We start from the raw sequence: 19,828 nt of genomic DNA on the forward strand, positions 1-19,828 counted from the left end.
CGTCGGCGTGGGTCCCTTCGTGGCCGAACTGGGCAGGACCAGAGCGCCGGAGCCGGATGGCGGCGCGCGCGGCAACGCGCTCGGGGCGAGAGCCGAGGCGCCGCCATCCGAGGATTCACAACACCGCCACCGGCGCGACAGGAGTCCCCGTGCCGCCGACGAACGGCTCGGGCGTCGCGGAGAGAAGGAAGCTGTAGCGGGAAACTTCTGCACAGGCTGTGGACAACTTTTCCAGATTCCAGTTCTGACCCTGCAGCATCCCCATCTCCACCAGGTCGAGCGCGTGCACGGGCAGCCAGAGGTTCTCGATCTCGGGCGGGAAGATCTCGAAGGTGAGGGTGTCGTTGGCGACCGCCGCGACATCGCGCGCGTGGAACCACTCGGGGGTGCGGACCGAGAGGCCGGGGGACGGATATCCGTACGCGTGCTTGTCGCCCGCCAGATAGGTCTGGATCTGGCCGGTGCGTACGAGGACGATGTCGCCGGCGCGGACGCGGAGCCCCGCGAACTCCTCGGCCTCGGCCAGGTCTTCGGGGGTGACCGCGTGATCGCCGGGCAGCCGGTCGACGCCCTTGGCGCGGGCGACATCCAGCAGCACACCGCGCGAGACGAGGTGCGCCACCTTGTCGATGCCGCTGAACCGCGCGCCGGTGTGGGCGGTGATGGTGTCCGCCGGGCGGCCGTTGTAGATCTTTCCCGAGTGCGAGGCGTGTGTGAGCGCGTCCCAGTGGGTGGCCGTCTGCAAGCCCATCGTGACGGCGTCGTCGCTGGTGGCGACCGTACCGGGGCCGAAGAGCTCCTGGTTGATCTGCACCATCGTGTGGAGGGGGTTGATCCGGCCGGGTATCAGGCCCGTCTGGACGCCGTCTTCCTTGAGAGGCAGGGCGAGCGGGACGCGCCGTCCGGTGCGAATGGTGGCGGCGGCCTCGCGGACCACCTCGTCGGTGATGAGGTTGAGCGTGCCGACCTCGTCGTCGGAACCCCAACGACCCCAGTTGTTCACGCGTTTGGCGATGTCGAAGAACTCGGGCGGCAGGGCTGGTCCTGTGGAAGCTGTGGAGTCTGTGGATGCCGAGTCTGACATGGGTCCTCCCCGGGGCTTGTCTTCCGGTGTCTGACGGGCCATAGAATCTAACGGTCCGTCAGAAACCGCGGGAAGGGGCCGGACGTGGGGAACTTCTTGGCAGGCAAGGTGGTGGCCGTGACCGGTGCCGGGCGCGGCATCGGCAGGGCGGTCGCGCTGGCCGCCGCGGCCGAGGGGGCGAAGGTCGTCGTGAACGACTACGGCGTCTCCATGGAGGGCGCGGAACCGGCCAGCGAGATAGCCGACGGCGTGGTCAAGGAGATCCAGGCGGCGGGCGGCGAGGCCGTGGCCGTCGCCGACGACATCTCCACCATGGCGGGCGGGCAGCGCATCGTCGACACCGCCCTCGCCGCGTACGGACGCGTCGACGGCGTGGTGTGCGTGGCCGGAATCCTGCGCGAGCGGATGCTGTTCAACATGTCCGAGCAGGAGTGGGACCCTGTGGTCGCCACGCACCTGAAGGGCACGTTCACCGTCTTCAGGGCCGCATCGGCGGTCATGCGCAAGCAGGGCACGGGCACGCTGATCGGCTTCACCAGCGGCAACCACCAGGGTTCCGTCGCGCAGGCCAACTACAGCGCCGCCAAGGGCGGGATCATCTCGCTGGTGCGCAGCGCGGCCCTCGGTCTGCACAAGTACGGAGTGACGGCCAACGCCGTCGCGCCGGTCGCGAGGACCCGGATGTCCGCCAACGTGCCCATGGAGCTGAAGGAGATCGGCGAGCCGGAGGACGTGGCCGCGCTGGTCACGTATCTGCTGAGCGAGCGGGCCCGGCAGGAGAAGATCACCGGGCAGGTCTACACGGTCGCCGGACCGAAGATCGCCGTATGGGCCCAGCCCCGGGAGCTGCGCGCCGGGTACGTCGAGGGCGGCTGGACGCCGGAGAAGATAGCCGACTTCCTGCCGGGGACGGTGGGGGTCGACCCGATGCCGATGCTGGCGCAGCTGGAGGCGATGGCGAAGGCCGCGGCCGCCAAAGACCGGCCGAACGCGTAGGCCGGGCGGTGGAGTTCGCATTCACGCGGCAGGACGAGGAGTTCCGCGCTCAGGCACGGGCGTGGCTCGGCGAGCACCTGACGGGGGAGTTCGCCGGGGCGGCGGGGCGGGGCGGGCCCGGCAGCGAGCACGAAGGGGCGGCGGAACGGCGCGTCTGGGAACGGGAGTTGGGCCGAGGCGGGTGGATCGGCCTCGGGTGGGACTCGGACGCGTACGGGAACCGGAGGGCCACACTGACCCAGCAGGTCGTCTGGGCGGAGGAGTACGCGCGGGCGCGGGCGCCAGGGCGCTGTGGCCACATCGGCGAGAACCTGCTGGCCCCGACTCTCCTCGCCCACGGCACGCAGGAGCAGCGGGACGAGTTCCTGCCGCCCATCGCGCGCGGCGAGACGCTGTGGTGCCAGGGGTACAGCGAGCCGGGGGCCGGGTCGGACCTGGCGGGACTGCGGACGGCGGCGCTGCGGGACGGCGAGGTGTACCGCGTCACCGGACAGAAGGTCTGGACCTCGCTCGCCCATGAGGCGGACTGGTGCTTCGTGCTGGCCCGGACCGACGCGGGCTCCGCCGGGCACCGGGGCATCTCGTTCCTGCTGGTGCCGATGGACCAGCCGGGACGCGTCGAGGTGCGGCCCATACGGCAGTTGACGGGGACGAGCGAGTTCAACGAGGTCTTCTTCGACGGGGCGATCGCGCGCGCCTCGCACGTGGTCGGAGGGGCGGGCGACGGATGGCGCGTCGCCATGGGGCTGCTCGGCTTCGAACGGGGAGTCTCGACGCTGGTGCAGCAGATCGGTTTCGCCCAGGAGCTGGAAGACGTCGTCCGGGAGGCCGTCGCGAGCGGGGCCGTCGACGACCCCGTGCTGCGGGACCGGCTCGTACGGCAGTGGGCGCAGTTGCGGGTCATGCGGTGGAACGCGCTGCGTACGTTGGGGACTGCGGGCCGCAGCGGCACCGAGGACGCGGGCGCGCCGAGCGTGGCCAAGCTGCTGTGGGGCGGGTGGCATCAGCGGCTGGGGGAGCTCGCCATGGCCGTGCGGGGGGCTGCGGGGGCGGTCGGCCCCGGGGACTGGAGCGAGAGCGCCCCCTACGAACTCGACGCTCTGCAGAGGCTCTTCCTCTTCACGCGGGCGGACACCATCTATGGCGGCTCGGACGAGATTCAGCGGAACATCATCGCCGAGCGCGTGCTCGGCCTGCCGAGGGAGGCGCGATGAGGGGTGTCGTTTTCGACAGGAGCAGGGCCGAGGGGAGCAGGGTCGAGGTCGTCGACGACCTGGAGATACGGGACCCGGGGCCGGGAGAGGTACTGGTCGCCGTCAAGGCCGCGGGCCTGTGCCACAGCGATCTCTCCGTGATCGACGGGACCATCCCCTTCCCTTCACCGGTGGTGCTCGGCCACGAAGGGGCGGGGGTGGTGGAGGCGGTCGGCGCGGGGGTGACCCATGTGACGGCCGGTGACCACGTGGCGCTGTCGACCATCGCGAGCTGCGGGGCGTGCGGGGAGTGCAACCGGGGGCGGCCGACCATGTGCCGGCGCGCGATCGGGATGCCGGACCAGCCGTTCTCGCGGGGCGGCAGGCCCATCCACCAGTTCGCGGCGAACTCCGCGTTCGCGGAACGCACGGTGGTGAAGGGCGTGCAGGCCGTGAAGATCCCGCAGGACATTCCGCTGACGTCGGCCGCGTTGATCGGCTGCGGGGTCGTGACCGGGGTCGGCGCCGCGCTCAACCGCGCGAAGGTCGGCCACGGGGACAGCGTGGTGGTGATCGGGACCGGCGGCATCGGCCTGAACGTGCTCCAGGGGGCGAGGATCGCGGGGGCGACGCGGATCGTGGCGGTCGACGCGAACCCCGAGAAGGATTCGGTGGCACGGAGGTTCGGCGCGACGCACTTCTTCTCGTCGGCGGAGGCGGAGGGCGTGAAGGAACTGCTGCCGACGGGGGCGGACCACGTCTTCGAGTGCGTGGGCCGCGTCGAGCTGATCCGGCAGGCGATCGACCTGCTCGACCGGCACGGGCAGGCGATCCTGCTGGGGGTGCCACCGGCCGCGGCCGAAGCGTCGTTCCTGGTCTCGTCGCTGTTCCTGGACAAGTCGATCCTGGGCTGCCGCTACGGCTCGGCCCGCCCGCAACGGGACTTCGCCCTGTACGCGGAGCTGTACCGGGAGGGGCGCCTGCTCCTTGACGAGTTGGTGACGGAGACGTACCCGGTGGAGGACTTCGCGAAGGCGGTGGGGGATGCGGAGGCGGGGCGGGTGGCGCGGGGGGTGCTGATGTTCTGAGCTGATGTTCTGAGGGGTCACTGGGGGGAGGGGGGAGGTGGGGAGGGGGCTGTGCGGTGCGGTGCCGTCCGTGGGTGCGCGCGGTGCGGGGCCGGGTCGTTTGTGGGTGCGGGGCCGCGCCGGTATGTCCGTCCTCGCTATCGTCCGGTGGCCGCGGGGCTGCTTCGGTTCTGGAGCGCCGCGAACCGTGCTCCGGGCAGACATACCGGCACGTCCCCTCGCGTGCGCTGCCGACTGCGGGTGATCGTCGGCTGGTCGGATGGTGCTGCGGGGTAATCGGGTGGGTGGGTGGGAAAGTCTGTTCGGTAGAAGGGCTGCAGGGCGCTCTGTCGCGGGAGGGGGCGCGGGCCCCCGGGGTCACCCGCGGCCCCCGGGGGGTCACCGCCCAGGCCCGGCGGGCACGCCTTCGCGGAACGTGCGGCGGTACGCCGTGGGGGTCACACCCAGGGCCGCCTGCAAGTGCGCCCGCATCGACTGCGCCGTACCGAACCCCGCGTCCCGCGCGACCCGGTCCACGGAGAGATCGCTGGACTCCAGGAGGTGGCGGGCCCGCTCGACCCGCTGCTGCGCGAGCCACTGGCCGGGGCTGATGCCCACCTCCTCACGGAAGCGGCGCGTGAAGGTGCGTACGGACATGGATTCCTGGTCCGCCATGTCGCGCAGCTGGATCGGCTCGTGCAGGCGGGCCAGGGCCCACGCCCGCGCGGCGGTCGTCGTCGCGAACTGGGGCTCGGGAACGGGGCGTTGGATGTACTGGGCCTGGCCCCCGTCCCGGTGCGGCGGCACCACCGTACGGCGGGCGACGTCGTTGGCGACCGTCGACCCGTGGTCCCTGCGCACGACATGAAGGCAGAGGTCGAGCCCCGCCGCCACACCCGCCGAGGTGAGGACGTCCCCGTCGTCGATGAAGAGGACGTCGGGGTCCACCGTGATCCGGGGGAAGAGACGCTGGAAGTGCTCCGCCGACGACCAGTGCGTCGTGGCGGTGCGGCCGTCGAGATAGCCCGCGGCGGCGAGGACGTACCCGCCCGTGCAGATGGAGATCAGGCGCGTGCCCGGTCTGATGTGGGCGAGGGCCGAGGACAGTTCATCGGTCAGGCGGCCCTCCTCGTGGACCGGGCCCAGTTCGTACGATGCCGGGACCACGACCGTGTCGGCCGTGGCCAGAACCTCTGGTCCGTTCTCCACGAGGATCGAGACATCGGCATCCGTGCGCACCGGGCCCGGCGGCCGGATGGACGCGGTCACCACCTCGTACAGAAACGCGCCGTCATCGCTTCTCGCGCGGCCGAAGATCCGCTGCGGGATGCCGAACTCGAAGGGGATGACACCGTCCAGGGCCAGCACCACCACGCGGTGGCGGGGAGTGGTCCGTTTCGGGTCGGCGGTCGTCGGGGCCATGGCCCGATCCTAGTCAATGCTGTCCTTCGGGCCACTCGTTCGGGGGCGGACGGAACCTGATGCTGTTTGTCGTGACCCAGACAGACGTGAATCAGGCGGCCGAGCCGCCCCTGGAGGCGCCGAGGCGGCGCCGCCGTATCCACCGGGCGTGGTTCGTCGTCGCCGTCACCTTCGTGACGATCATCGGCGCCGCCGCCTTCCGCTCCCTGCCGGGCCTGCTCATCGATCCGCTGCACGACGAGTTCCACTGGTCGCGCGGCACGATCGGCCTCGCGGTCTCCATCAACCTCGCGCTGTACGGACTCACCGCGCCGTTCGCCGCCGCGCTGATGGACCGCTTCGGCATCCGCAGGGTCGTGGCCGTCGCGCTCATCGTGATCGCGCTCGGCTCCGGCCTCACCGTGTGGATGGAGCACGCCTGGCAGCTGCTGCTGTGCTGGGGACTGCTCGTCGGGCTCGGCTCGGGGTCCATGGCGCTCGCCTTCGCCGCCACCGTCACCAACCGCTGGTTCACCACGCGCCGCGGACTCGTCACCGGCATCCTGACGGCTGCCTCCGCGTCCGGGCAGCTGATCTTCCTGCCGGTGCTCTCCTGGCTCGTGGAGGCCCACGAGTGGCGGCCCGCCGCGGTGACCGTGGCCCTGGCGGCACTCGCCGTCGTCCCGTTCGTGTGGCTGCTGCTGCGCGACCATCCGGCGGACGTGGGCCTGAAGCCGTACGGGTCCGAGGAGTTCGTGGAGAAGCCCCCGCCCGCCACGGGGGCCGCGCGACGTGCGGTCACCGTACTGTTCGCGGCGGCCCGCACAGGCCCGTTCTGGCTGCTCGCGGGGACCTTCGCCATCTGCGGCGCCTCGACGAACGGACTGATCCAGACGCACTTCGTGCCCGCCGCGCACGACCACGGCATGCCGATCACGGCCGCCGCCTCACTCCTCGCCGTCATCGGCGTCTTCGACGTCGTGGGGACGATCGCCTCCGGCTGGTTCACGGACCGCTTCGACGCGCGGCGCCTCCTTGCCGTGTACTACGCGCTGCGCGGCATCTCGCTGCTCTTCCTGCCGCTGCTGCTCGCGCCCTCCGTCCACCTGCCGATGGTCTTCTTCATCGTCTTCTACGGCCTCGACTGGGTGGCGACCGTGCCGCCGACCCTGGCCCTGTGCCGCGAGCAGTACGGCGAGGACAGCGCCATCGTCTTCGGCTGGGTGCTCGCCTCGCACCAGGTGGGTGCCGCGCTCGTGGCCGTCATCGGCGGCGTGGTGCGCGATGCCTTCGGGTCGTACGACGTGATGTGGATCGCCTCGGGTGCGCTGTGCGCGGCGGCGGCACTGATGGCCCTGGTCATCCGGCGGGCCGGCGAGGAGGAGACCGTGCGGCCGGCCGCGCTCACCTAGCGCGCGTGTCGAGCCCGCCGAACGTGCCGAACGTGCCCCGGTGGAAGAGGAGCGGTTCGCCGTCCTCGGTGGCGCCCAGGGCGTCCACCCTGCCGACCACGATCAGGTGGTCGCCCCCGGTGTGCACGGCCTGGATCGTGCAGTCGATCCAGGCCGGAGCGCCGGTCAGGCGGGGCGAACCGGTGACGGGGGCGGCGTCGAACTCCACTCCGGCGAACTTGTCGGCGCCGCTCACCGCGAAGCCGCGGCACAGTGCGCCCTGGTCGGCACCGAGGACGTTCACGCAGAAGACGCCGGCGCGTGCGATGCGCGGCCACGTCGTCGACGTACGCGCGACCATGAAGGAGACCAGGGGCGGGTCGAGGGAGAGCGAGGAGAAGGACTGACAGGCGAATCCCGCCGGGCCGTCATCTCCCTCGGATGCCGGTGACGTGACAACGGTCACGCCGGTCGCGAAGTTCCCCAGTACGCGCCGGAACTCGCCCGCGTCCAGCGGCGCCCGCTCGTCGTCGCCGACCGCCCGCAGCCGCGGCCGGGGGAGGGCTTCGACCGGGCCGGTGGTGGTCGGTGCTCCGACCGACCTGAGGTATCGGACGGCCGTGGCCGCCATCCCTGCATGTCCCATCACACCGACCATTGAAGCTGACGGGTCGTCAGATGGGAAGGGTGCGGAGCTTCCGCATCGGCGGTGGGCGGGGCTGTGGGCCTGCGGGCTCGGATGCCCGTGTGCCTGTGTGCCCGTGTGTTTAGCGACCTCAGCGGCCCACGGTGGCCCTCAGCGGCCCTCGTACGACGGTGAGCGCCGCTCCACGAAGCTGGCCACGCCCTCGTTCGCGTCAACCGTCGTCATGTTGATCTCCTGCGCCGCGGCCTCCGCCGCGAAGGCGGTCGCACGGTCCGATTCGAGGGACGCGTTGACCAGTTGCTTGGTCATGGCGATGGCGCGGGTCGGCCCCGTCGCGAGGCGTTCCGCCCAGGCGCGTGCCGTCTTCTCCAGCTCGTCGGCCGGTACGACGCGATTGACGAGCCCGATCCGTTCGGCCTCCGCGGCCGGCACGGAGTCGCCGAAGAACATCAGCTCCTTGGCCCGCCGCGGACCGATGAGACGCGGCAGCAGATAAGCCCCGCCGCCGTCGGGCACCAGGCCGCGGCGCACGAACACCTCGATGAACTTGGCCTGTTCGGCGGCGACGACGAGGTCGCAGGCGAACGCGAGGTGCGCGCCGATCCCGGCGGCGGTCCCGTTCACGGCGGCGATGACCGGTTTCTCGCAGTCCAGGACAGCGGCGATGAGGCGCTGGGCGCCCAGCCTGATCGTGCGGGCCACGTCGCCGGGCACGCGCTCGGCGCCGCTGGGCGCACCGCGCAGGTCGGCCCCGGCGCAGAAGCCCTTGCCGGTGGCGGTGATCACGACGGCGCGGACGCCTGGGTCCGAGGAGGCGTCGGCGAGCAGCGAGATGACGCGTTCGCGCTGGTCCCAGGTGACGGCGTTCATGGCTTCGGGCCGATTGAGCGTGATCCACGAGACGCCGTTGTCAGTGGCGTGGAGTACCAATGAGTCGAGGGGATCAACCGGCGTTTCGGGGGAGGCAGTCATGGGTGGGCAGGCTCCATTTCGCCGCGGGGTGTTCGGGTGGGCGAGCGTGTGGGCGTCCGGGTGGGTGAGTGCGTGGGCGAGTGCGATTGCGTGGGTGTTCGGGTGGGTGAGCGGGAAGGGAGCGCCGCGAAGCGGTGTCCTGAAACCCCTGGAACCCCGCTCAGCGGCAGACGGCAAGAGCGTCCAGAGCGACCGCCCCCTGCCCCCGCCCCAGCACCATCAGCGGATTGATGTCCAGCTCCGCCAGCTCGTCGCCGAGTTCAAGAGCCATCCGCTGGACCCGGAGCACCACCTCGACGAGCGCGTCGACATCGACCGGCGGCCCTCCTCGGACCCCGTCGAGCAGGGGTCGCCCGCGCAGCTCGGAGAGCATCGCAAGCGCCTGGTCCTCCCCGAAGGGCGGCACCCGCACGGCCACGTCCCGCAGTACCTCGACAAGGACACCGCCGAGCCCGACGGTCACCGTCGGCCCGAACAGCTCGTCCTGCGTCACGCCGACCACCATCTCGACGCCCCGCTCCACCATCTGGCAGACCAGCACCCCGTCCAGCGCGATGCCTTCGTAGCGGGCGATGTCGGTCAGCTCCCGATAGGCGTCCCGCACCTGACTCGCCGAGGTCAGCCCGACCTTCACCAGGCCAAGGTCGCTCTTGTGGGCGAGCCGTGCCCCGGACGCCTTCATCACGACCGGGTAGCCCACGAGCCCCGCCGCTCGCACGGCGGCCGCCGCACTGGTCACCAACTGCTCGCGCGGTACGCGAATCCCGTACGCGCGCAGCAACTGCTTCGCCGCGTGCTCGCTCAGCTGCTGGCCCGGCCGCATCAGGGCCTGGGCCTTGCGGAAGGACGGCGAGGGCGTGCGCGGGGCCTCGGCGAAGGGGGAGCGGTAACGGGTCGTGAAGCGGTGGTGATCCAGATAGGACCGCACCGCCGTGATGCAGTTGGCGAAGGTGCGGAAGGTGGCGACGCGCGACGAGCCGAGCAGCGTCGTGCGGTAGGCCTCCTCGGTGCCCACGGGCGAGCCCCACACCACGCAGACCAGCTTGTCCGTCTGCTCAGCCGCGTCCACCAGGTCCTGCGCCAGCTTGTCGCTCATGGGCGGGAAGGGACCGGTGATGGGACAGATCAGCACCCCCACCTCCGGGTCGTCCAGGATCGCGTCGATGATCTTCCTGCCGCGCCAGTCGCCCACCGGATGCCCGCCGTTGTCGACGGGGTTGGCTACGTTCAGGTAGCCGGGTATCCACTGGTGGAGCTCCGTCTGCTTGGCGTCCGAGAGCTGCGGAAGCCGCAGTCCCGCCTCGGTCGCCAGGTCCGAGAAGTGCGCGCCCGTGCCGCCCGAGATCGAATACACGACGACGCCCTCGGCCCGCGGCGGCCTCGCGCGCGCCAACAGGGCGGAGGTGTCCTGGAGTTCGTCGAGCCCGTCCACGCGGATCACGCCGTACTGCCGCATCGCCGCGTCGACGACCGTGTCGGCACCGGTCAGCTTGCCGGTATGTGAGGCGGCCATCCGGGCGCCGGTCTCTGTACGGCCGACCTTGACCGCGACGACGGGCACGCCGCGCTGGGCGGCGTGGTCGGCGGCGAGCAGGAAGGAGCGGCCGTCCTTGAGGCCTTCGACGTAACAGGCGATGGCTCCGACCTCGGGGCGTTCGGCGAAGTAGGAGATGAAGTCGGAGGTCTCCAGGTCGGCTTCGTTGCCGGTGGGCGCCCAGTGCGAGAGGCGTACGCCGATCTCCTGCATCGTGAAGACGGGTCGCCCCTGGTGGCCGGACTGGGTGATCAGGGCGATCGCGGGGCCTTCGAGGTCGTCGCGGAACTTCTCGAAGGCGTTGAGATTGGTGTTGGGTCCGAGCAGGCGCAGCCCTGAGCGCTCCACGGCGGCGGCCAGTCGGGCCTGGGCGGCCGCACCCTTCTCGCCTGTCTCCGCGAAGCCCGAGGCGAAGGCGACGGCGAACTTCACCTTGGACTCGGCGAGTTCTTCGATCACGGGAAGGGGGTCACTGACGAGGAGTACGGCCAGATCGACCTGTTCCGGCAGGGCCGCGACGGAAGGGAAGCAAGGGGTGCCGAAGACGGACTGACGGGTGGGATGCACCGGATGGAGCCGGGCGCCGCACCGCTCGGCCCAGTCCATGAGCTGACGCGTGATGCCCGTGTTCGGCCGCCCCTCGGCGTCGGACGCGCCGATGACGGCGACGGACTCGGGCCGGAAGAACCGGTCCAGATCCGGTACGGCGGCATGCAGGGGGCGTCCGCTGACGTCCAGGTCGTCCGCTGGGGCGGCCTGTCCGTGGACGGCGGGTGCCGGGACTTCGCCGCAGGCCACTACACGCGCGCGGCGGGGGTCGGTGGTGAAGGTGCCGTAAGTCGATCCAAGCATCGGTCCGCCCGCTCCTGTGTGACAGCAACTCAACTGACGCATAGTCAGATTACTGAACTGACGCTGTGTCAGGAACAGGGCTGCACGCAAAGAGTGGGGCGGCCCTTTCAGCAGTACCCACGTGCCCCGGGGCTAGCAGTACCCACGTGTCCCGGGGCGCTACTCCCCTTCCGGGGGGTGGGCTTCCGGAAGGGGGTAGTACCGGCCATGGTGGCCCTGTGGAGGGCCGTGGGTCGGGTGCGGGTCCGTTCTGGCTGGTCGCGCCGTTCCTCGCGCCCCCGGAGGGGCGCGCCGGGGTCTGCGGTTCGTGTGGGGTGCGGTGGCCTGGCCTGGGCTGTCAGCGGCTCACGGCGGCCTGGGGTGTCAGCGGCTTGCGGCCAGCGTTCTCGCCACCGCCTTCGCGATCTTCTCCGCGTCCATGGCCATCTCGCGCAGCATTCCGCTGATGGGGTTCGTGAAGCCGGTGAAGTAGAGGCCGGGGGCCGACTTCGGGGTGCGCGCGCCACGGACCAGCGGGGCGCCCTTCGCGTCGAGTACGCCGAGGTCGCCGAGGAGCGGTTCCAGGGCGCGCCGGTATCCCGTGGCCGCGATGACGGCCTCGGGGCCGATCCGGGTGCCGTCGGCGAGGACGACCTTGCCGTCCTCGAAGGAGTCGAGGGCCGCGACCGGTTCTACCTTGCCCTTGCGCACCGCGTCGATCAGACCCACGTCCTGGACCGGGATCGCGCCCTCCTTGACGCGTGAGTACAGGCCGGTGTCGGGGCGGGGCAGCCCCTGCGCGGAGAGGTCGGGGACGCTCACCTTCGCGATCGGTCCCGCGAGCCGGTCCACGAGGGCGGCCGGGAGCCTGCGGCACAGGATTCCCGTGCGCTGCGCGGGCCAGCCCGCCGTGGAGCGGCGGACGATGTGCGGCGCGGTGCGCACCGCGAGACGGACGCGGGCCGCGCCGCCCGCGACGAGGTCGACGGCGATCTCGGCGCCGGTGTTGCCGACGCCCACGACCAGGACGTCCTTGCCCGCGTAGGGTCCGGGGTCGCGGTAGGCGCTCGCGTGCAGGAGTTCGCCCGCGTACGTGTCGCGGCCGGGCCAGTCCGGTATGTGGGGCGTGTGGTTGTACCCGGTGGCGATCACCACCGCGCTGCCGGTCAGCTCCCGTCCGCCGGTGGCGTGCAGCAGCCAGCCGGTGCCGTCGGCCGCCCGTTCGAGGCGGGACACCTCGACGCCGGTGACGATCTCCAGCTGGTGGAAATCGGCGTACTTCTCCAGGTAGCGCACGACGTTGTCACGTGACACCCAGCGTCCGAAGGAGCGCGGTATCGCGAGCCCCGGCAGGGCGGAGAGGCGGCGCGTGGTGTGCAGGTGCAGGCGGTCGTAATGCCCGCGCCAGGAGGCGCCGACCCGGTCGGACCTCTCGAGCACGACCGCGCGCACGCCACGGGCACGCAGTGCGGCCGCGACGGAGAGCCCGCCGGGTCCGCCGCCGACTACGTACACGGGGCGGTCTTGTTGTGGCGCTTGTGGGGGAGTGGTGTCGGCCATGAACCTGAGAGTAATCACGCGGTCACTTGATGGGGGACGGTCAAGCCCCAAACCGGTTGCGAATTGATCACGGGTGCGCGCGGGGTGTTCTCCGTCGATGGGTTCACCGACCTGCCGACGGCCCACGCCTCGTACGTCCTCGCCTCGTGCGCCCATGCCCTCGTACGCCCATGCGTCGCGCGCCCTCACCTCGTACGCCCTCTTGTGCGCGCCCTCTTCTGCAGGCCCTTCTTGCGCACGCCTTTGCCACGCCTCTTGCGCGCGAGTCGGGTGTGCGTTGAACTGACGTACCGTCAGGAACCTGTAGTCGGAGTGGGAGAGACCGCCGCATGGACGTGAGCAGTGCGAGCCCGCGCTACGACCTTCCCGAGCTCGACGCCTTCACCCGCCCCTACTGGGACGCGGCGGCCGACGGGCACCTCCTGATCCGCCGCTGCGGCGGCTGCGGCAAGGCGCACCACTACCCGCGTGAGTTCTGCCCGCACTGCTGGAGCGAGGACGTCGCCTGGGAGCGGGCGAGCGGTCTCGCCACGCTCTACACCTGGTCCGTGGTGCACCGGAACGACCTGCCGCCGTTCGGCGCCCGCGTCCCGTACGCCGCCGCCGTCGTCGACCTCGCCGAGGGCCCGCGCATGATGACGGAGATCATCGGCTGGGAGGGCAGTGAGGGGAGTGAGCTACGGATCGGGATGGCGTTGGAGGTCGCCTTCCGGGAGGCGGGCGACGTGGGGGAGGGGGCGGGCGAGGGCGTGGCCGTGCCGGTGTTCCGGCGGGCCGGGTGACGCTGCCCTGCCCGTAGTCGACTTCTGCCGGAAGCACGGTGCGGGAGATCATGGCTCATGGCTTCCACTCCTTGCCCAGGCTGGCAGTTGATCTCCGACCTCGACGAGTTCCACTCGCGTGCGGCGGCCTTCCTGCACTCGGCGCCCGCCCTGCACACCGCGCTCCTCAGCGTCACCGACGTGCTGCGCACGCGCGGACTCCACGTGTACGGGGAGGAAGACCCCCTCTTCGGAATCCGCATCGGCGATGACGGCGCGAGAGGGCCGCGCGAGGCCACCGTGACCGGGGCTTTCCTGTGGACCCCGCCGCATTTCCTCGCCCTGAGCCCACTCTCCGACGCCGCCGCCGATGAGCTCGCCGGGGTGCTCGCGGACGCGGGCCTGCAGCCCGGCGGGGTCGGAGCCGAGAGCACCACCGCAGCCGACTTCGCGGCGGCCTGGCAGCGGCGGACGGACGCCACCGCCGCCGTCAGCTACCCCCAGCGCCTGTACCGCCTCGGCACCCTGACCCCGCCCGAGCCCGCGCCGGCCGGCGGCGCGCGCGTCGCCACGGACGCCGACCGGGCGTTGTTGGTGCGCTGGCACGGGGAGTTCCACGAGGCCCTCGGGGAGAAGGGGGCGATGGGCGCCGGTGAGTGGGCCGACGCCCGCATCGCGTACGGAGGCGTCACCCTCTGGGAGGCGCCCGACGGCACCCCCGTCGCCATGGCGGGCAACACCCGGCGGGTCGCGGGCCAGGTCCGCATCGCCCCCGTCTATACCCCCGTCCGCCTGCGCGGGCGCGGCTACGCGGGCGCGGTCACCGCCGAGGTGAGCCGTGCCGCGCTCGCGGCGGGCGCGGACGAGGTGCTGCTCTTCACCGACGTCGGCAACCCCACGAGCAACGAGCTGTATCAGCGGCTCGGATTCCGTCCGGTGCGGGACTTCACGCAGTACAGCTTCACGCGCTGACGCCTGCGTGGCCTCCGCCTCACGTGCTGGCGCCTGTGCGGCGGCCCTCACATGCTGACGTCTGCGTGGCGCCCCTCACGCGTTGGCGCCTGTGCGGCCTCCGCCTCACGTGCTGGCGCCTGTGCGGCGGCCCTCACGCGTTGGCGCCTGGGTGGCCTCCCCCTCGCGTGCTGGCGCCTGCGCGCCCTCCCTCACGGCCAGAGCAGCTCCTTGGCCCACCTCGCGTCCCCGCCGCTGTCCGTCTCCCTCCGGTAGCGCAACCGCACGTGCCGGCGCCTCGCGTCCCCCTGGAAGAACTCGACCTCCGCCGGTTCGAGCACGTACAGGGTCCAGCTCGGCGCCGGTGCGTCCGGCTCCGCCTGCGCGCGCTCCCAGGCCGCCTCGCTCGCGGCCACCAATTCCTCGTAACCGGGCAGTACTTCGCTCTGCCTGCCGACCAGGGCCGAGGCCAGGGCACCCGTCGACCGGCGGGCGAGGTCGGCGCGGCTCTCCTCGGGTCCCGCCGTCGTGACCCGGCCGCGCACCCGGACCTGGCGGCCCTGCGCGGGCCAGTAGAAGCCGAGCGCCGCCTCCGGGCGCGCCGCGAGCTGGCGGCCCTTCGCGCTGCCCGCGTGCGAGGCGAAGTGCCAGCCCCGCTCGTCCGCGTCGTGCAGCATCAGCGTCCGTACGTCCGGGCGGCCCGACTCGTCGGCCGTCGCCAGACTCATGGTGTGCGGCTCCACCTGTCCCGCGCCCGCCACGTCCACGAACCACTGCCAGAAGAGCGGCAGCGGGTCGGCGGGGGCTGCCGCGGGGTCGAACGGCGGCAGGTCGGTGTCCCAGACGCGGAGGGAGCGCAGGAGGGCTCGGCCGCGGACGGCCGGGTCGGCGGGGGTGTCGGTGTCGTCCATCCGGCGAATCTACGGGAACACGGCCCGCCTCAGCCCTCTCCAGCCCCGCCGTGCCTCGCCGCCCGCCTCAGCGCCGCGCCTCAGCGTCGTGTCTCACCACTCGCCTCACCGCCGTGCCTCAGCGTCGCGTCTCACCGCCGCGCTTACCCCCTCCGCCTCACCTCCCCGGGCCTCACCCCCCGGGCCTCACGCCCCCCGGGCCTCACCCCCCACCTCACCGCCCCAGCACCACCGTCCCCGACGAGCAGAACCACCCGCCCGTCCCCGACGCCACCGCCACCTCCGGCAGCCTTCCTCCCGCCTTGTGGACCTGGCGGTCGGCACCCGCCTCGCCGCGTAGTTGTCGTACCGCCTCCACCAGCAGGAACAGGCCCCGCATTCCCGGGTGTTGGGCCGAGAGGCCGCCGCCGTCGGTGTTCGTCGGCAGTTGGCCGTCCCGCAGCAGGCGCCCGTTCTCCACGAACGCGCCGCCCTCGCCCTTCGCGCAGAACCCGAGGTCCTCCAGTGTCACCAGGGTCATGTAGGTGAAGGCGTCGTAGATCTCCGCCACGTCGACGTCCTCGGGGCGCACCCCGGCCCGTTCGAAGGCGAGGCGGCCGCTCACGGCCGCCGGGGAGACGGTGAAGTCCTCCCACTCCGACATCGTCGTGTGCGAGACGTGCTCGCCGGTGCCGAGCACCCAGACCGGGGTGGAGACGCAGTCGGCCACGTACTCCTGCGCGGCCAGGAGCACCGCGCAGCCGCCGTCGGAACGTATGCAGCAGTGCAGCTTGGTGAACGGGTCCGCGATCATCGGGCCGCCCAGGACCTCGTCCACCGTGATCGGGTCGCGGTACATCGCGTCGGGGTTCGTCGCCGCGTTCGCGCGTGCCTGCACCGCCACCGAGGCGAGCTGCTCGAGCGTCGTGCCGTACTCGTGCATGTGGCGGCGCGCGGCCATCGCGTACTTCGAGATCAGGGAGTGCCCGTACGGGACCTCGAACTGGAGGGGCCCGCGCGCGCCGAACGACAGGTTCGACGTACGCCGCCTCGCCTTGATGTCCGCCCTCGCCGTCGACCCGTACACGAGCAGTACGGCGTTCGCGCGCCCCGCCGCGATCGCGTCCGCCGCGTGGGCCGCCATGACCTCCCAGGTGGAGCCGCCGACGGAGGTGGAGTCGACCCAGCGCGGCTCGAGCCCCAGATACTCGGCGACCTCGGCCGGGGCGAGCGTGCCGAGGCCCGCCGAAGCGATGCCGTCGATGACCTCGCGGCCGAGACCCGAGTCGGCCAGGGCCCGGCGGGCCGCCTGGGCGTGCAGCGCGTAGGGGGTGGCCTCGTCGACGCGGCCGCAATCGGAGAGCGATATGCCGACGACGGCCACCTTGCGCGGACGCGGCGCCGCACCCGCACCGGCCGACGACGACGTCGACGCATGTGGGCTCGGAGGGAGGGGAGTTGGCATGAATCTGACGGTACATCAGGTGCGGGCGCCTTCGGGAGGGTGTCCGGGGCGGTGTTACGTCCGTCGTGGCCCTGTGCATCTCGCGGGCGCCGTCTTAGCATGACGGCCCGTCAGATCCGGGTCGGACCACCCCTCGTGCACGGCGCCGAGGGGCACGGCCGCGACCCTGGGGAGGAGCCCGCCGATGGACGCCGCCTTCACCGCGGAGCAGGATGAAATCCGCCGCACCCTTCGTGAGCTCGTCACCAAACGCTGCGGCCCGGACGAGGTGAAGGCCGCGGTCCGTACCCCCATCGGACACGACACCGCCCTCTGGTCCGCCCTCGCCGAACAGCTCGGCCTGCCCGGTATCGCCGTGCCCGAGGCGTACGGAGGCGTGGGGTGCGGCCCGGCGGAGCTCGCCCTCAGCAGCGAAGAGCTGGGCCGCGCCCTGACCCCCTCACCCCTCTTCGGCACCGCCGCGCTCGTCGCCCCGCTACTCCAGCGCCTCGGCACCGACGAGCAGCGGTCGGAGCTGCTGCCCCGTATCGCGACGGGCGGCCTCACCGCGGCGCTCGCCGTACCCGGCACCGGTCTCGCCACCGCGCTCGGCCTGGTCGGCGACAACCTCGGCGACTGGTCGGGCGGCGGCCGTGCGGGCGGCGTGCAGGCCAAGCTCTCGGACGGCGCCTGGCGGCTCTACGGTCAGGCCGAGCAGGTCCTCGACGGGCACGGCGCGGGCCTGCTCGTCGTGGCCGCGCACACGGGGGGCTTCGCCCGTTCCCGTACGCTCCTCTACCTCGTGCGCGGAAACGCCGCCGGACTCGTACGCACCCGGCAGACCGCCCTCGACGAGACCCGGCCGCAGGCGCGCGTCGAACTGCGTGACGTCGAGGCCGAGTTGCTCGGCGCCGCCGACGACGCCGATGTGCCGGGCGCGCTCGCCGCCGTCGGTGACGTCGCCGCGACCGTGCTCGCCGCCGAGGCCGTGGGCGCGGCGGACCGTGCCCTCGAGCGGACCGTCGAGTACGTCAAGCAGCGGGAGCAGTTCGGGCGGGCGATCGGCTCCTTCCAGGCGGTCAAGCACCGGCTCGCGGATGTGTACGTGCAGGTGCAGGCAGCCCGGTCGGCGGCGTACTACGCGGCGTGGGCCACTGGAGCGGGCTCCGGGGCGACGTCCGGGGCGACCTTCGACGAGGGAGGGGGTGTCGGGCAGGCGGGGAGGTCCGCGCGGGTGGGGCGATCCGAACAGGTGGGGGGCCTCGCACTCGCGCAGGCGCTGGACGCGCTGCGGACCGCCGCGTCGGAGGCCGTACAGCTGCACGGCGGCATCGGGTTCACCTGGGAGCACGAGGCGCACCTGTACTTCAAGCGGGCGTCGAGCGACGAACTCCTTTTCGGGCCCGTGCACCGACTGCGGGCGCGAGCGGCGGAACGGGCCGAGCTGTTCGCACCCGCTCCCGCACCTGCCACTGCTCCCGCACCTGTCACCGCTCCCGCACCTGCCACCGCCACCGTTGCCGCCACCGCCCCCGCCCCCGGGGAAGCGCCCGAGCCGGCAGCCTCACAGCCGACGGCGGCCCTCTGATGGCCCCCGGCGTCCGCCTGATGCAGAAGGTGTCGTCCACCCGGACCTTCGCGAAGATCGCCCCGCACTTCATCCCCGCGATGGACCGCACGGTGCACCGCCTCACGCGCGGCAAGGTGCTGCTCAGCGCGAAGATGCTGCCGGGGGTGATCCTGACGGTGCGCGGCGCCAAGAGCGGGCTGCCGCGGCGGATCCCCCTGGCCTGCATGCCGGAGGAGAGCGGAAGTTGGATTCTGATCGGTTCCAACTTCGGCCGCCCGGGACACCCCGCCTGGACCGGCAACCTCATCGCCCATCCGGACGCCGACGTCAGCTGGCAGGGCGCGGACATACCGGTCAGGGCGCGGCTGTTGGCGGGGGACGAGCGGGCGGCGGCCTGGGAGGCGGCGCTGAAGTTCTGGCCGCCGTACGCGACGTACCAGTCCCGCGTGGACCGGGAGATCCGCCTGTTCCGCCTGGAGCGACGCGCGGGGGGACGCGCGGACTAGACGCGCGTGGGTGGTGGGGTAGGAACAGCACAGCGGCGGATCACGAGTGGAACGTGATCCGCCGCTGTACCGACAGGACTTGATAAGCCGACAGGACTTGATAAAGCGTCAGGAGGAGCGTCCCCGGTGACGCGGGATGACGCTGGTGATGCCGGTGACGCCGACGGCATCGACGACACCCATGACATCGACGACACCGATGGCGCTCATGACGCTGATGACGCTATGACGCCGAAACCATGCTCGATGCCCTACTTCGTCGGCTTCTTACCTGTTACGCCCAAATGCACCAACAATGCGAGGTTCGGCTTCAGTTCGGCCTGCTTGACGCCCCAGGTCTGGAAACCCCGCTGGTGCGAGGCGACCGCGGCGAGCATGGCCACCAGGGAGCCCGCCATCGCCGCCGGGTTCACGTCCTTGTCGACCTTGCCCTTGGCCTGGAGCTCCTTGACCGTGTCCGTAAGGGAGTTGTTGACCGAGTTCAGGATCTTCATGCGGATCTTGTAGAAGCGCTTGTCGCCCTCGGCGGCGCCCAGATCGACGACGCGGAGGATCGCGTCGTTCCTGCGCCAGAAGTCGAGGAAGCCGTCGACCAGCTCCTGTGCGGTCTGCCATCCGGCCTTGCCGACCCAGGAACGGCCGTCGAGGAGCTGGGTCAACTCAGCGCCCTCCATGGCCATTTGCTCGGCGATTTCGAGAACGGCGCCCTCGACGTCCGGGAAGTACTGGTAGAAGGTCGCGGGTGAAGTCCCCGCCTTCCGGGCGACGTCGATGACTTTGACGTCCCGGTAGGGCGAGGAGCTGAGCATCTCGCTGAGGCAGTCGAGCAGCTTCTGGCGCGTCGCCTGACCGCGCCGACCGGCCACGCGGCCGTCGACGGTACGTACCTGTCCTGTCATGCCGTCAGCTTACCGAGGGGTGATCGGAGCGCGATTCGGCCGAGTGCAAATGGGGTTGGGGGCCGTATTCCTCTCGATTCCGTACGCCGGTCGGGCGCCGGTCGTGTGGCGGTCCGGCGCCGCGGTCGGCCG

General features: G+C 71.8%; 17 protein-coding genes. 8 read left to right on the forward strand and 9 right to left on the reverse strand.

Annotation, left to right across the window (positions count from 1 at the left end; genetic code table 11):
* Positions 1 to 115: 115 nt before the first annotated feature.
* A complete protein-coding gene (locus AB0I94_RS10465; RefSeq protein ID WP_363309083.1) occupies positions 116 to 1,084 on the reverse strand; it encodes a cyclase family protein in 969 nt (322 codons plus the stop codon).
* Positions 1,085 to 1,168: 84 nt separating this feature from the next.
* Between AB0I94_RS10465 and AB0I94_RS10470 the strand changes: the two genes are divergently transcribed.
* From AB0I94_RS10470 to AB0I94_RS10480, 3 genes are read left to right on the forward strand one after another with little or no spacing between them, the layout of a single operon-like run.
* The gene (locus AB0I94_RS10470; RefSeq protein ID WP_363309084.1) at positions 1,169 to 2,080 is read left to right on the forward strand and encodes an SDR family NAD(P)-dependent oxidoreductase; all 912 of its coding nucleotides are present in this window, start codon (positions 1,169 to 1,171) and stop codon (positions 2,078 to 2,080) included.
* 8 nt (positions 2,081 to 2,088) lie between these two features.
* The gene (locus AB0I94_RS10475) at positions 2,089 to 3,294 is read left to right on the forward strand and encodes an acyl-CoA dehydrogenase family protein (RefSeq protein ID WP_363309085.1); all 1,206 of its coding nucleotides are present in this window, start codon (positions 2,089 to 2,091) and stop codon (positions 3,292 to 3,294) included.
* On the forward strand, positions 3,291 to 4,361 hold the full coding sequence (locus tag AB0I94_RS10480) for a Zn-dependent alcohol dehydrogenase (RefSeq protein ID WP_363309086.1): 1,071 nt from the start codon (positions 3,291 to 3,293) through the stop codon (positions 4,359 to 4,361). Before AB0I94_RS10475 ends, AB0I94_RS10480 begins: the two co-directional genes overlap by 4 nt.
* 378 nt (positions 4,362 to 4,739) lie before the next feature.
* On the opposite strand, the gene AB0I94_RS10485 is transcribed toward AB0I94_RS10480, so the two are convergent.
* Positions 4,740 to 5,762: a helix-turn-helix domain-containing protein gene (locus AB0I94_RS10485; RefSeq protein WP_363309087.1), complete on the reverse strand. Its 1,023-nt coding sequence runs from the start codon at positions 5,760 to 5,762 to the stop codon at positions 4,740 to 4,742.
* A gap of 59 nt (positions 5,763 to 5,821) precedes the next feature.
* Between AB0I94_RS10485 and AB0I94_RS10490 the strand changes: the two genes are divergently transcribed.
* On the forward strand, positions 5,822 to 7,153 hold the full coding sequence (locus tag AB0I94_RS10490; RefSeq protein ID WP_363309088.1) for an MFS transporter: 1,332 nt from the start codon (positions 5,822 to 5,824) through the stop codon (positions 7,151 to 7,153).
* Here AB0I94_RS10490 and AB0I94_RS10495 read toward each other — a convergent pair.
* The 4 genes from AB0I94_RS10495 to AB0I94_RS10510 form a co-directional block, all read right to left on the reverse strand.
* Positions 7,146 to 7,778: a flavin reductase family protein gene (locus AB0I94_RS10495; RefSeq protein WP_363309089.1), complete on the reverse strand. Its 633-nt coding sequence runs from the start codon at positions 7,776 to 7,778 to the stop codon at positions 7,146 to 7,148. The two genes, AB0I94_RS10490 and AB0I94_RS10495, sit on opposite strands and share 8 nt — an antisense overlap.
* Before the next feature lie 150 nt (positions 7,779 to 7,928).
* Entirely contained in the window at positions 7,929 to 8,750 is an 822-nt protein-coding gene (locus AB0I94_RS10500) for an enoyl-CoA hydratase-related protein (RefSeq protein ID WP_363309090.1), read from the reverse strand.
* 160 nt (positions 8,751 to 8,910) lie between these two features.
* Complete coding sequence (locus AB0I94_RS10505; protein ID WP_363309091.1) at positions 8,911 to 11,136, reverse strand: acetate--CoA ligase family protein; 2,226 nt, start codon at positions 11,134 to 11,136, stop codon at positions 8,911 to 8,913.
* 363 nt (positions 11,137 to 11,499) lie between these two features.
* Positions 11,500 to 12,675 (reverse strand): NAD(P)/FAD-dependent oxidoreductase, encoded by a 1,176-nt coding sequence (locus tag AB0I94_RS10510; RefSeq protein ID WP_363309092.1) that lies wholly within the window; start codon positions 12,673 to 12,675, stop codon positions 11,500 to 11,502.
* Positions 12,676 to 13,004: 329 nt separating this feature from the next.
* Between AB0I94_RS10510 and AB0I94_RS10515 the strand changes: the two genes are divergently transcribed.
* A complete protein-coding gene (locus AB0I94_RS10515) occupies positions 13,005 to 13,457 on the forward strand; it encodes an OB-fold domain-containing protein (RefSeq protein ID WP_363309093.1) in 453 nt (150 codons plus the stop codon).
* 57 nt (positions 13,458 to 13,514) lie between these two features.
* The gene (locus AB0I94_RS10520) at positions 13,515 to 14,408 is read left to right on the forward strand and encodes a GNAT family N-acetyltransferase (protein WP_363309094.1); all 894 of its coding nucleotides are present in this window, start codon (positions 13,515 to 13,517) and stop codon (positions 14,406 to 14,408) included.
* 191 nt (positions 14,409 to 14,599) lie between these two features.
* Here the strand turns inward: AB0I94_RS10520 and AB0I94_RS10525 are convergent, their stop codons facing one another.
* On the reverse strand, positions 14,600 to 15,298 hold the full coding sequence (locus AB0I94_RS10525; protein WP_363309095.1) for a pyridoxal 5'-phosphate synthase: 699 nt from the start codon (positions 15,296 to 15,298) through the stop codon (positions 14,600 to 14,602).
* 214 nt (positions 15,299 to 15,512) lie between these two features.
* Positions 15,513 to 16,742, reverse strand: coding sequence for an acetyl-CoA acetyltransferase (locus AB0I94_RS10530; protein WP_363309096.1), 1,230 nt, complete (start codon positions 16,740 to 16,742; stop codon positions 15,513 to 15,515).
* Between the two features lie 184 nt (positions 16,743 to 16,926).
* Between AB0I94_RS10530 and AB0I94_RS10535 the strand changes: the two genes are divergently transcribed.
* Both AB0I94_RS10535 and AB0I94_RS10540 read left to right on the forward strand, forming a co-directional pair.
* The gene (locus AB0I94_RS10535; RefSeq protein WP_363309097.1) at positions 16,927 to 18,309 is read left to right on the forward strand and encodes an acyl-CoA dehydrogenase family protein; all 1,383 of its coding nucleotides are present in this window, start codon (positions 16,927 to 16,929) and stop codon (positions 18,307 to 18,309) included.
* Entirely contained in the window at positions 18,309 to 18,797 is a 489-nt protein-coding gene (locus tag AB0I94_RS10540) for a nitroreductase family deazaflavin-dependent oxidoreductase (protein WP_363309098.1), read from the forward strand. The genes AB0I94_RS10535 and AB0I94_RS10540 overlap by 1 nt, the downstream gene beginning before the upstream one ends.
* A 251-nt stretch (positions 18,798 to 19,048) precedes the next feature.
* Here the strand turns inward: AB0I94_RS10540 and AB0I94_RS10545 are convergent, their stop codons facing one another.
* The gene (locus AB0I94_RS10545) at positions 19,049 to 19,696 is read right to left on the reverse strand and encodes a TetR family transcriptional regulator (RefSeq protein ID WP_363309099.1); all 648 of its coding nucleotides are present in this window, start codon (positions 19,694 to 19,696) and stop codon (positions 19,049 to 19,051) included.
* Between the last annotated feature and the right edge of the window lie 132 nt (positions 19,697 to 19,828).

Origin of the sequence: Streptomyces sp. NPDC050147 (assembly GCF_040660195.1) — a bacterium.
Taxonomy (GTDB): domain Bacteria; phylum Actinomycetota; class Actinomycetes; order Streptomycetales; family Streptomycetaceae; genus Streptomyces.